Origin of the sequence: Dactylosporangium sp. CA-092794 (genome assembly GCF_050948465.1) — a bacterium.
Classification (GTDB): Bacteria; Actinomycetota; Actinomycetes; order Mycobacteriales; family Micromonosporaceae; genus Dactylosporangium.
In genome coordinates, this window is sequence record NZ_CP192044.1 from 3,754,467 (window position 1) to 3,766,781 (window position 12,315).

The 12,315-nt window shown below is 73.6% G+C and carries 8 protein-coding genes; all 8 read right to left on the reverse strand.

Annotated features, from left to right (window positions below; translation table 11 throughout):
* Position 1 precedes the first annotated feature (1 nt).
* The 8 genes from ACQPXD_RS16170 to ACQPXD_RS16205 all read right to left on the reverse strand — a co-directional run bounded on the left by ACQPXD_RS16170 (position 2) and on the right by ACQPXD_RS16205 (position 12,277).
* A complete protein-coding gene (locus ACQPXD_RS16170; protein WP_432839166.1) occupies positions 2-913 on the reverse strand; it encodes a ParA family protein in 912 nt (303 codons plus the stop codon).
* Positions 914-1,051: 138 nt separating this feature from the next.
* A complete protein-coding gene (locus ACQPXD_RS16175) occupies positions 1,052-1,927 on the reverse strand; it encodes a hypothetical protein (RefSeq protein WP_432839168.1) in 876 nt (291 codons plus the stop codon).
* A 189-nt stretch (positions 1,928-2,116) separates the two neighbouring features.
* Entirely contained in the window at positions 2,117-3,388 is a 1,272-nt protein-coding gene (locus ACQPXD_RS16180) for a DivIVA domain-containing protein (RefSeq protein ID WP_432839170.1), read from the reverse strand.
* Between the two features lie 944 nt (positions 3,389-4,332).
* Positions 4,333-5,097 carry a siderophore-interacting protein gene (locus ACQPXD_RS16185; RefSeq protein WP_432839172.1) on the reverse strand — a complete coding sequence of 255 codons (765 nt, stop codon included), beginning with the start codon at positions 5,095-5,097 and terminating at the stop codon, positions 4,333-4,335.
* Positions 5,098-5,219: 122 nt separating this feature from the next.
* Positions 5,220-5,846, reverse strand: a complete 627-nt coding sequence (locus ACQPXD_RS16190; protein ID WP_432839174.1) for a hypothetical protein — start codon at positions 5,844-5,846, stop codon at positions 5,220-5,222.
* 84 nt (positions 5,847-5,930) lie between these two features.
* Positions 5,931-7,448 (reverse strand): FAD-dependent monooxygenase, encoded by a 1,518-nt coding sequence (locus tag ACQPXD_RS16195; RefSeq protein WP_432839176.1) that lies wholly within the window; start codon positions 7,446-7,448, stop codon positions 5,931-5,933.
* A gap of 85 nt (positions 7,449-7,533) precedes the next feature.
* A complete protein-coding gene (locus ACQPXD_RS16200) occupies positions 7,534-10,338 on the reverse strand; it encodes an ATP-binding protein (RefSeq protein WP_432839178.1) in 2,805 nt (934 codons plus the stop codon).
* A 118-nt stretch (positions 10,339-10,456) separates the two neighbouring features.
* Positions 10,457-12,277, reverse strand: a complete 1,821-nt coding sequence (locus ACQPXD_RS16205; RefSeq protein WP_432839180.1) for an anthranilate synthase family protein — start codon at positions 12,275-12,277, stop codon at positions 10,457-10,459.
* Between the last annotated feature and the right edge of the window lie 38 nt (positions 12,278-12,315).

Consider the following 12,315-nt stretch of genomic DNA (forward strand, 5'->3'; position numbering starts at 1 on the left):
GTCACAGCCTTTCGAAGGTCTTGAGCAGATCGTCCACGCAGCCCTGCAGCTCGCCGCGGACCTCGGCCGGCACCCCGTTGGCCAGGACGGTCGGCACGCCGTGCCGGCCGGACGCCGCGTAGGCGACGTTGCGGTCCCGCAGGAGCGTGCTGAACACCGGCACACCGAGCGCCGTCACCTCGGTGATGAACTGCTGCTGCACCTCGATCGGCCCGTCGCCGCGCATCTGCACCATGGTGAACAGCACCGCGACGCGCGGCATCCGCATCGCCGGCGCGGCGCTGAGCGTGTCGTCGCGGTGCTGGTTGTACACATTGGTGAGGTCCAGCAGCCGCCGCCCCATGTCCTGGATCGCTTCCGTGGACAGGTAGTCGGGCCGGGCCGGCATGATCATCATGTCGCTGGCGATCGAGGCCATCTTCGTGGGCAGCGAGAACGCCGGCGCGCAGTCGATCAGCACCACGTCGTACTTGGAGAAGAACGGGTCGGCCAGGTCGTCGGCGAGGCGGCGGTGCAGCGGCACGAACTTGGCGGCCCGGATGTTGCCGGTCTGGTCGACCGCGCCCGGGATCAGGCTCTCCGAATTCACGATCATCGGGTCGGAGGGCACCAGGTCGAGCCGCCCACCCTGCTTGAGCAGCGCGTTGCAGCGCGGCGGGTTGACGATGAGGTCGGCCAGGACCTGGGCCCGGTTGCGATCGGCGCTGCGGAACCAGGCGCCGACGGTGCGCTGGTCGCGCAGGAAGTCCTGCGACTCGTCGACGGTGAAGAACGACTTGGTCAGGCTGGCCTGCGGATCGAGGTCGATCATGAGCACCTGCAGCCCGCGCGCGGCCAGGCCGGCGCCGAGGTTCGCGGTGATGGTCGTCTTGCCCACGCCACCTTTGTTGTTGACGACCGCCACGATTCTCACCCGCAGGACGCTAGAGGAATCCCTCGCGGGTGGGCACCGTCCCGGCGCCGCCTTCCTACGGTCCGAACGGCGCCGCCCCGCGACCCGTCGTCGGAACCATTCCGGCTACGGGGCCGCGGGGCGATTGCTCTGAGAACGCTAGCCGCGCACGACGTCTTCGGCGGTGGCCGCTGTAACGGCGCGGCCGAGCCAGGTCTCGAGCTGGGCCAGGTCGGTGCAGCCGAGGATCTGCTCGCGGATCGCGTCGGGCACCGCAATGCCGCGCACCCCGAGCACCGTCAGCACGGCGCGCCCCTCGCCCTCGGCCTTGCCCCGGGCCTCGTGCTGTGCGGCCAGTTCGCGGAACAGCTCGCTGTGGTACTCGCCAACCATCGTCGTCATGAATGCCTCCCAACGAGCCCGGGCCGCCGGCGGCAACCCGGCCAATACAATGTCATAATACGGGATTACTTGCTCCGGCTTGAGCGTCCGCAGCGCCTCCAGCAGCACCGGGAACATCTGATCCACTTCGGGCCGATCGCCATGGCAGATCGTTACGAGCGCCGCCACGGCGGGGTTGGCCCGGGCGGTGCTCTCATCTACGGCCAGCGGCACGTCGTCCGTGGTGAAGATGTACGGCCGTAGCGGCAGGCTCGACTGCTCCGGGTCGACCATCTGCCGATACCATCGGGCCACTGCGGCGTCAGGACAGTACACCACCAGCGCGGTGTCCACTCCCAGTTCCGCCTCCAGCTGTGCCACATACAGTTTCCAGATCCGCCACTTTGCCGGCTCCCGTTTCCGTTGCACCTCTAGCACCACCGCCATCACCGGCCGGTCTGCTGCATCGGAGAACACCACCACACCATCTGCGCGGTAGGTGCGCGGCACCAGCACGCGCACATCTGTGTCCTGTGACCGGGCATGTTCATGGTCGGGAGCCTTGAGCTCGAAGACATTCACCAGCAGCCACCCCAACAGTTCGGGAATCAGCTTGGCCAGCGCGACCGGGGATTCGTGTTCCGCACTCGGCATGCGGACACCATACGGTGATCGGACTAATTACGCACCAACGAATATTTCGGATCCTTAGTTTGAAGCGGGTAATGTGGTGTACAATGCCCGGCCCGGGCGGTCGGCGGCGAAACGACGACCGCCCCGCCGCCCGTAGCCGGATGCGATTCCGGCGGTGGGCCGCGGGGCGGTGTGGGTTACGCGAGGGGTTCAGAGCTGCTCGGCGGGCTCCCCGGCGCGGGCCGGGGCCGCGTCGGCGGCGCTGGCGCTGTCGGGCTGGGTCGGCAGGGGCTCGGCGAGCTGGCGGACCGGGATCTTCGGGTACTCGCCCGTGTCGGCGCCGCCGGCGGCCGCGGCCATGACCGCCGCGGCGGCCAGGTCGGCGACCCGCTTCGCCTCGCGCTGGACGCGGGCGCGGACCTCCTTGGCGTGCCGCTCGGCCGAGTCGGCGGCCTGGCGGGCGTGCTCCAGCCGGGTCAGCTCGCTGGTCAGGCTCTGCTTCGTGTCGGCCAGGCGCTGCTGCAGCTGGCCGACCTCGCGGCCCAGCGTCGTGGACTCGCGGCGGGCCTCGCCGAGCTGCTGCTGCGTCGCCTCCAGCTCGGTCTGCAGCTGGGTCAGGGCCTTCTGCCGGGCCTGGATGTCCTGCTGTACCACGGCGAGCTGCTGCTGGTGGCGCTGGTTCTCCTCGTCGGCGCGCTTGCGCACGTCGGCGGCGTACTTCTGGGCGTCGGCGTGCAGCGCCGCGTTCTTCTGGTCGGACGCCTGGCGCTGCGCGGTCAGCTCGCGGTCGGCGGCCGCGCGCAGCTCCGCCAGCTCGCGGTCGCACGAGGCCTTGAGCTCGTCGATCTCCCGCTGCGCGGTGGCCTTCCACTGGGCCAGCTCCTGCTGCGCCTGGGCCCGGCCCGCCTTGACCTCCTGCAGCACCTGCTGGCGGGCGGCCTCGGCCAGCGCGTCGGCCTCGGCCCGGGTCTTCTCCAGGTGCTCGGCGCTCTGCTCGTTGATCCGCTTGGCCTCGGCCTCGGCGCGCTCGTGCGCGGCCTCGCCGTCGGCGACCAGCTTCTCCGCCCGCTCCTTGGCGTCGGCCAGCAGCTTCTCGGCGTTGGCCTGGTGCTCGGCCGCCTTCTGCTCGGTGTTGTCGATGATGACGCCGGCCTGCTTCTCGGCCAGGGCCAGGATCTGATCGACCATCGGGCCGAGGTGGCGGAACGAGGCGCGGTCGACGCGGGCCGGGCGCTGGCGCACCTCGCCGAGCTCGGCCTGCAGCTGCTTGAGCTGGGCGGTGAGATCCTGGATCTGGTTGGTGAGGTCCTGGGCCTGGCCCGCGGCGCGCTTGCGCTCGGTGGTCAGGTTGTTGATCTGCCGGTCGAGCTGGTTGAGGTACTGGTCGACCTGGCGCTTGTCGTAACCGCGGACCTGCTGGGTGAATGCCGGACGCGTGCCGGACTCGTCGCGTTGCGTCAACACGTCCCCGCCGTGGGTCATGGTCGATCCTCCATACGATCGGGAAACCTGTCACGCCGATGCTCACTGACGGTGGCACACGACTCCGCCAGCACATCCAAAACGCTACCCAGCCTCTTGCGCAAGTCTTCGGTCGATGAAGAGGCTGTTTCGGGCAGGATACGTGCTGGGCCGTTTTTATCCGTATTTTTCGGGATGTGTCGGCGCTCGGCTCACCCGTACGGCTCGCGTCTCCGCCGCCCGCGCCCACGGCCTACGCTGCCGCCCGAGCCCGGGGCGGTCCCGGATCCGACGCTTTCGTGATCCTCGCCTAGGGCCAACTCCACCCCGGTCCGCCGGTGCCCGGGGTCGCCCGGTTTGGTGGCGGCCTCTAGTCTGATCGGCCATGACGACGGTGGCGGTGCACGGGGAGCTGACGCAGGAGGCCGACCGCACTGAGCTTGCGGCTGTCGTGCCGGGAATTTCGTAAATATCCGCTTTTGTCCGCTGCGGTTCACGCAGTCCGGTCGCCGCACTTCGCGCGCTGCGCGCCACGCAGCAAGGCGTAGCGACCGGAAGTCTCCGTGATCATGCGCAACTGGCACCGACACCAACGGTTTTTCATGATCACGGAGTGCTGATGTACCCCCGTGTACCACAAATCTCCTGGATCATGGCAAACCCGGGGTGCGGCCACCGCGCGCATCATGATCACGGAGACATACGTTCGCCCCGGTCCGCACAGATCGGATTTTCCGCCCGACAGGCGACATATCCGAAATATCCGACCGGACGCGCCGTCCGGGGCGGCCCGGCGGCGATGACCCGGTCGTGCCTCACAGTGGCTGTCGTTGCCCAGCCCGCGCCAGCCGCCTGAGCGGACGTGGCCCGGAGACCCGCGGGGCCGGGCGGTGCGGGGCCGGGGCGGTGCGGGGCCGTGGCGGGGCCGGGCTGGGCTGGGGCCAAGGCCGTGGCGGGGCGGCGGGTTAGTTGAAGGCGGGCTCCTGCTCGGCCTCGATCTGGGCGTTCCAGGCGCGCTTCGAGGCCTGCCAGCCGTCCTCGTCGTGGCCGAGGCGCCAGTAGCCCGACACCGACAGGCGGTCGCGGGGCACGCCGCGCTCGACCCGGAGGTACCGCCGCAGCTCCTTGACGAACGTCGCCTCCCCGTGGACGAAGGCCTGCACCGTGCCCGGCGCCGGGTCGGCCGGGAACGGGTGCGCGAGCACCGCGGGCACCAGCGCCGAGCCGACCGCCCCGGCGCCGCGGTGCAGCCAGGTGACGCCCGGGAGGTCCTGCGCGTCGGCCGGGTTGCCGATCTCGACGAACGCCGCGCACTCGGCCCCGGCCGGCACCCGCGAAAGCGCCGCGGCGATCGCCGGCAGCGCGGTCTCGTCGCCGGCCAGCAGGTGGAAGGCGACGGCCGGGTCGGGTGCGTAGGCGCCGCCCGGGCCGCCGAAGTGCAGCTCGTCGCCGGGCCGGGCCCGCACCGCCCACTGGGCGGCGAGGCCGGCGTCGCCGTGCAGGACGAAGTCGAGCGTCAGCTCCCGCGCGACGGGGTCCCAGGCGCGCACCGAGTAGGTCCGGGTGACCGGCCACAGCTCCCGCGGCATCGTGGTCCGGATCGCCGCGAGGTCGAACGGCGCCGGATACTCGACCCCGGGCGGCGGGAAGAAGAGCTTGACGTAATGGTCGGTGTATTCACCGGCCGCGAACCGGTCGAGGCCTTCCCCGCCGAGCACGACACGATGCATGTTGGGAGTCAGCCGTTCAGTGTGCACGACCCGCCCGGTGTGGGACCGTGGGGCAGGCCGCGCCGACGGCTCGGGCGACGCAACGGACACGCCGCCCAGCGTAGCCTGCCCTAACCCTTCCGCTAAGCGGTCTTGCGGAGCTCCTCAGTGAGCTTCGTCGCGGCCCGGACGGCGGCCAGCTGGCCGTTGCGGATCAGCATGAGGTCCTCGACCGCGCACGCCGGGGGCGTGTGGTTGAGGGCGGCGGCCAGCGCCGGGTAGTTGCGGGCCCACTTGTGCAGCGACTCGACGACCTCGGCCTCCAGGGCGTCCGGCGAGAGCGGGGCGGCGGCGGTGACCGCGTCGACCATGCGCTCGCGGAAGGGCCAGTAGGACCAGACCTTCGCCTCGTCGATCAGCTGGGCGACCGCGTCGGGGCGGCGGTAGTGCAGGGCGATCGACATCGCGTCGGTGCGGCCGTCGCCGATGAAGGCCTCGATCAGCGGGTGCCGGGCGTGGGCGCCGGCGACCTCGTAGAACGTGCTGCGGCTGCCGTGGGGTGCGGCGGCCTCGACGATGCACTTCCAGGTGAGCTGGGTGCCGGGGGCGGCGGCGACGAGGCCGGCGACCGCGCGGAAGTACACCGTCTTGGTGCGCCAGTGGCTGCGCTTGGCGTCGGGGTTGGCCGACAGGCGGCGGTGCCAGCGGTGCGTGACGGTGTTGGTCAGGTCGGGGGTGGCCGTCTGCGTCAGGTCCATCAGGGTCGTCATGATCATCGGTCCTGTTCTGCCTGTCGGAGGTGGCGGGCGTGCTTCGAGCCTCGCGGTGCGGTGCCGTTTCGGGCCATCACGTATTCACGTGGTTTGGCCGCTGACCAGGTCCAGTACCGCGTGCCAGTTGTGCGGGGCGGCCGCGGCGCACCAGGCGACGTGCCGGTCGGGGCGGATCAGGGCGAGCGGGGTGTCCCAGGCCGCGCGCACGGCGGGGTCGGGGACGGGCAGGTGCGCCACCGGGATGCCCCGCCCGAGCGCCGCGGCCGCCAGCGCCGCCCCCGCGGCGTCGCTGGTGAGGTCCACGAGCGTGAGCTGGGGGCCGAACCGGTCGGCCAGGGCGGTGCCGCCGTCGAGGCGCACGTCGGGGGCGCGGACGCCGGGGCGCACGGCGGCGCGGGCGGGCGCGCCGGCGTGCCAGACGACGGCCGAGGTGGCGTGCCGGGCGGGCAGGCCGACCGCGTCGGCGCGGTGGCCCTCCTGGCGCAGCAGGCCGGCGAGCAGCTCGGGCGCGGCGCCGGCGGTGTTGAGCCGGGCGAAGCGGCGGCGGGTCTCCAGGCCGCGGGCCAGCAGCTCGCGGTCGATCAGGGCGCCGGGCCGCCGCTCGGTCTCGTAGCTGTCCAGCAGGGCCGGGCCGGCCCAGCCGTTGATCTCGGCGGCGAGCTTCCAGCCCAGGTCGACCGCGTCGGCGAGGCTGGTGTCGGCGAGCTCGCCGGACGGGTGGAAGGGGTGGGCGGCCTCGCCGGCCAGGAACACCGGGCCGCGGCGGTAGGCGGCGGCGACGGCGAGCGCGTCGTCCCACTGCGCCACGCCGAGGACCTCCAGCACGTCCAGGCCGCTGCCGAGGCGGCCCCGCAGCATCGCGACCGGGTCGGTGCCCATCGGCTCCTCGGCGCGCACCGGCAGGTGGGCCACCCAGCCGTCGCCGTCGCCGCGGGTCACCGTGGTCACGCCGCCGATCACGACCGTGGCGCGGGCGCGGTCCCCGGCCGGTAATCGCGGGTCGGCGCTGCGGAAGAACACCGAGCAGTGCGCCGCCGGATGCCCGAGGTTTTCCATCGGTACCTCCAGGCAGCGCCGCACCGTGCTCTGCCCCCCGTCGCAGCCGACCAGGTGCCGGGCCGTGACGGTGTGGCGGGTCCCGCCGTGGATGTCGAGCAGGCTGGCCACGGCGCCGTCGGCCTCGATGCGCAGCCCGGTGAAGGTCCAGCCCTCGCGCAGCTCGATGAGCGGGTGCCCGCGCAGCTCGTCGCGCAGCCGGCGGCTGAGGTCGGCGGCGGCGATGCAGGTGTCGGGCTCGCCGGCGGCGGGGCGCGGCGCCACCAGGACCGGGTCGTCGTCGAGCCGGGTGCGCCACTCGACGCCGGCCGGTTCGCCCGGATCGGTGGCGTACTTGCGGATCAGGTCGGCCAGCCCGAGCCGGCGCAGCAGGTCCATCGCCTGCGCGCTGAGCCGGTCCAGGCCGGGATGGCGGGGCGGGGTGACGGCGCGCTCGACGACCAGGCACGGGACGCCGTGGTGGGCCAGCTCCAGCGCGAGGATGGCGCCGGTCGGGCCGGCGCCGACCACGAGTACCTGTGTGCGCAGCGTCGGCGTCGTCACCGATCTCCCCCTCGTCCGGCGGCGGTGACGGCTTCGTCACCTCCAGCCATGCTGGGGGTCCGGCGGCGCCGGCGATATCACGCGTTTACGTCAACCGGTCCCGCGCCACGAGCCGGGCCAGCTCGACCCGGCCGCGGATGTCGAGCTTGGTGAAGATCTTGCGGAGGTGGCTGTCGACGGTGTGCCGGGACAGGAACAGCTCGGTGGCGGCCTGCCGGTTGGTCCGCCCGTCGGCGACCATCAGGGCCACGGCCCGCTCGGCCGGGGTGAGCTGGCGCAGCGGCGAGCCGGGCCGGAAGATCGCCTCCTCGGCGGGGGCGTTGGGGCCGCCGAGGGCGAACTCGAGGCGGCGGCGGGCGCGCTCGGCGCGGCACTCGGTGACGATGCCGATCGCCTCGGTGGCCCAGGCGCGGCCCTGGTCGGGGTCGGTGGCGCCGAGCGCGGCGTCCTCCAGGGCGGCGGCCAGGGCGAGCCGGCGCGGGGTGCGGCGGAAGCGCTCGACGGCGGCGCGCAGCATCCACGGGTCGCCGGTGAGGATGCCCTCGGCGTGGTCGGCGGCGGCGGCGAGGGACAGGACGCGGGGGTTGCGCTCGGCGAGGCCGCGGGCGGCGGCGACGACGGTGCCGGCGCGGGCCGGGTCGCCGGCCCGCACGGCGATGTGGACCAGGGCGGCGGCCGCGGCCGGGTCCTGGGTGATGAGCACCGGCCGGTCCGGCAGGGCGTCATACGTGCCGGCGAGGGCGGCGAGGGCGGCGGCGGGGCCTTCGGTGGCGTCGAGGAGCACCCCTTCGGGCCAGATGACGTCCTCGGGGGCGGCGGTGATGCCGGCCGCGGTGCGCCGCTGCAGGTGGGCCAGGTGGGCCTTGGCCTGCGGCAGGTCGCCCTGCGCGACGGCGAGCCTGGTCAGCTGTCCCAGCAGGGGTACGGCGAGTGCGTACGCGGTCAGGTTGATCGCCACGGCCACGCCGGCCTCGGCGTCGGCGACGGCCTCGTCGAGCCGGCCGCGGGCCATCAGCAGGCCGGCGTGGTAGTAGTGCCACAGCGGGGTGGACCAGGCGGTGCCGAGCCGCTCGGACTCGGCCCGGCCGCGCAGCAGGGTCTCCTCGGCGTCGTCGAACCGGTCCAGGGCGGCCTGGGTCTCGCCGAGCCAGATCCGGGGGTGGCGGTGCGCGGCCTCGCCGCGGACGGTGTCGGCGATGCCGGTGGCCCGCTCGGCGTGGCTGTAGGCGTCGTCGAGGCGGCCCTGGGCCTGCGCGACGAGGCTGCGGGCGCACAGGCCGAAGACGGAGGCGGGGAACTCGCCGGTGGTCATGCCGGAGTCGGTGGCCCGGGCGCCGTCGTCGTCGGCGCCGGCGAGGTCGTCGCGGTAGAAGCGGGCGTGTGCGCGGATGGCGTGCAACTTGGCCTGGACGGACTCGGGGACGTCGGGGTTGGTCAGGCCGCGGTCGGCGTACTCGACGGCGGTGCGGTTGCGCCCGGCGTGCTTGAACGCCTCGGCGAGGCCGAGCAGCAGCATGGCCTCGGTGCGCGGGTCGAGCCCGGTGCGCAGGGCGGCCTCGCCGAGCTCGTTGGCCTGCTCCAGGCGGCCGGCGGAGGCGAGCAGGCCGACCGCGTCGGCGGTGAGCGTGACCCGGTGCGGGTCGGCCTCGCCGAGCACGGACAGGGCGTGGACGATCAGGTCGGCGGCGGTGCTGGGCGCGGCGGGGGCGACCTCGAGCGCGGACTCGTGCAGCAGGGTCACCGCCTCGCGGCTGCCCAGGCGGCCGGTCTTGAGCAGGTGGCCGGCGACCTCGATGGGGGAGCGGCCCTCGGCCCGGGTGACGGCGGCGGCCTGGCGGTGCATCATCGTGGCGACCGCGTCACCGAGCGTGCCGTAGACGGCGAGGCGGACCAGGTCGTGCACGAAGGTGAGCCCGTCGCCGTCGTCGACGAGGATCCGCGCGGTGGTCGCCTCCTTGATCTGCTTGGGCAGCGTCGCCGGGCGCACCTCCAGCAGCTGGGCCACGCCCTCGACGCTGAACGGCCGGGCGAAGACCGACGCCGCCTGGAGCATCTCCTGGGTCTCGCTGGACAGCCCGTGCAGCATCTGGTCGACGATGGTGATGAAGCTTGAGGGCAGTTCCTCGCCCACGACGGTGGCGACGCCCTCGGCCACGACCAGCTGGCCGGTCAGGTGCAGGGTGCGGACCAGCTGCTCGACCTGCAGCGGGTTGCCGTCGCAGCTGCCGGCCAGGGCGAGGACGGTGTTGTCGACGTCGGCGCCGATGACCTTGGTGCACAGCTGGCGGACCGCGTCGTCGTCGAGCGTGCCCAGCGTGATCTGGTCGTGACCGTCGCGCACGAGGCGCTCCAGCAGCTGCTGGCCGGGCGTGCCGACCGGCGCCGGGCGGTGCGCGAAGATCCAGCGCACCGGCGAGGAGGCCAGGGCCGGCACCAGCTCGGCCACGGCCAGGGCGGACAGCTCGTCCATCCACTGCGCGTCGTCGATCGCGATGACCAGGGGCCGCTCGGCGGCGTAGTCCTCCAGGGCGGCGCCGAGGCGTTCGAGGGCGCGGTACTGCGCGTCGCCCTCCTGCCGCAGCCAGCCGACCGGCGGCTCCGGCGGGCGCAGCTGCTGCAGCGCGGAGGCCAGGGTGATCAGCGGGGCCGCCCGGTCGAGCTCGAACGCGGCCCGCGCCGCGACGGAGACGCCGCGGCGCTCCGCGTCCAGCGTCGCCGCGCGCACGAGGTGGGACTTGCCGATCCCGGCCGCGCCGGTCACGATCGTGCAGCCGCCGATGCCCTGCGCGGCGCCGGACACCGCGAAGCGCAGGACCGCGAGTTCGCGGTCCCGCCCGAAGGTGTCTTCGGCAGACGGCCCGAACGCGCCCGTGGGAGGCAGGAGGATCACCCCGGAGGTCTCGAATCCGATTGCGGTCTGCCTGATTCTTACGGGCCCCAAAGATCAACTAAACAGCCCATTCGGCGGACCCGGCCGAAGCCGGACGGCATCGGCCGCCGGACGGATATCAGCCAGCTCCCGGCCTGCCCGGTGACTCGGTCAGGATTTCGGACAGCAGCCGGCGCAGAATCGCCGGGCCGCGCTCGGTCAGTACCGATTCGACGTGGAACTGTATTGATCGTGCTCGTGCGATGCGCATTGCGTGCACCGCCCCGGTGCGTCCATCCCGCAATATCCGGATCCGCTCCGCGCCGCCGTCACCCAGTGCGACGGTTCGCATTGCCGTGGGTCGATGATCGGGCGCTTCGCTGATCGCCACGAACGTGTTGTAGAACCCGACCCGGCCGAAGCCCGGGATGCGCCGCTGGACGCCCTGGGCGGGCGCCGCCAGGCGGCGGATCGGCAGCCCCAGCTCGTCGGCGAGCACCTGGTGGCCTAGGCAGACGGCGAGCATCGGGATACGCTCCGTGAGCAGCCGCCGGGTGATCGCGTGCAGCCCCTCGATGCGCGGGTCGGTGCGGTCCCGGGGGTCGCCCGGGCCGGGCCCGACCACGACCGCGTCGTAGCCGTCGCGCAGCTTCGTGTCGAGATCCACGGTCAGGCCCAGCGCCTCGGTGAGCCGGGCCAGCATCGCGGTGAAGTCGTCCTCCGCGTCGACGATGAGCACCCGGCCGGACAACGGCGGCAGGTCCACCGGCCGGCCCAGCCAGAACGGCGACAGGCCGGCGTTGCGCCGCCGCAGCGGACCGGCGACCGAGGGCAGCGCCGGCGGCGCGGGCGCCGGTGCCTCCCCGCCCAGCGCGGCCAGCAGGGCGGCCGCCTTGGCCCGGGTCTCCTCCGCCTCGGCCATCGGGTCGGAGTGGCGCACCACCGTGGCGCCGACCCCGATCACCACGCCGCCGTCCGCGTCGATCTCGGCCGTGCGGATGGTCAGCGCCGCGTCGAGCGACCCGGGCCCGAGCAGCGCGACCGCCCCGCCGTAGTAGCCGCGGCCGGTGCCCTCCCGGGCAGCGATCGTGCGGCAGGCCGCGGTCAGCGGGCTGCCGGTCACCGTCGGCGCCGGCAGTGTGCGCCGCAGCACCTCGCGCGGGCCGAGCGGGGAGGGCCCGTCGATGACGTACTCGGTGTGCGCCAGCCGCGACATCGCCCGCAGCCACGGCCCGCGCACCCTCGCCCCGCTAGCGCAGACCTGGGCCATCGTCTTGAGCTCCTCGTCGACGACCATGTACAGCTCGTCGATCTCCTTGCGGTCGGCGAGGAACCGGCGCAGCCCGTGCCCGGTCGGCCCGCCGGGCGGGTAGCGGTAGGTGCCGCTGATCGGGTTCATCGCGGCCACCCCGCCGGCCAGCCGGGCGTGGCACTCGGGCGTCGCGCCGAGCAGCGTCCGGCCCCGGCAGTGCACCAGGAACGTCCAGTAGGCGCCGCGCTCGGCGAGCAGCAGCCGGCGGAACGCGGCCAGCGCGGTGGCGCGTCCGAAGCCGGGGATCCGGGCCCGGTAGGCCCGCCGGATGACGAAGTTCGAGCCGGTACCGCCGCCGATGTCCGCGGCGATCACCCGGCGCACGATGCCGGCGTAGTCGGCGTCGGCGAGGTCGAAGCCGCCGCCGGCCAGCGGCGGCAGGTCATCCGGCAGCAGCCGCAGCGCCTCGGGCAACGGCAGGTCCGCGCGCCCGGTCACGGCGAAGGCGAGCAGCGGGGTACCGTCATCGACACACGGCAACCCCCGTTCGGCGATCATCCGGTAGGGCAGCGCCGCCACGACCTCGCCGTCGGGCTCCTCCGGCAGCTCGTCCAGCGGCTCGCCGCACAACACCTCCACCCGGTCGCCCCGGCACAGCAGCGCGAAGGCCGCGGCGCCCGCGACCCGGTCCAGCAACGGCAGCGTCATGCCCCGACGGTCGCAGTGCCCGCGCGCGGGCGACCACT

Bases quoted from the DNA above. Each gene is read 5' to 3' on its own strand.
- ACQPXD_RS16175 (WP_432839168.1), bottom strand. From the start codon at position 1,927: ATGCCGAGTGCGGAACACGAATCCCCGGTCGCGCTGGCCAAGCTGATT.
- ACQPXD_RS16180 (WP_432839170.1), bottom strand. From the start codon at position 3,388: ATGACCCACGGCGGGGACGTGTTGACGCAACGCGACGAGTCCGGCACG.
- ACQPXD_RS16185 (WP_432839172.1), bottom strand. From the start codon at position 5,097: ATGCATCGTGTCGTGCTCGGCGGGGAAGGCCTCGACCGGTTCGCGGCC.
- ACQPXD_RS16190 (WP_432839174.1), bottom strand. From the start codon at position 5,846: ATGACGACCCTGATGGACCTGACGCAGACGGCCACCCCCGACCTGACC.
- ACQPXD_RS16205 (WP_432839180.1), bottom strand. From the start codon at position 12,277: ATGACGCTGCCGTTGCTGGACCGGGTCGCGGGCGCCGCGGCCTTCGCG.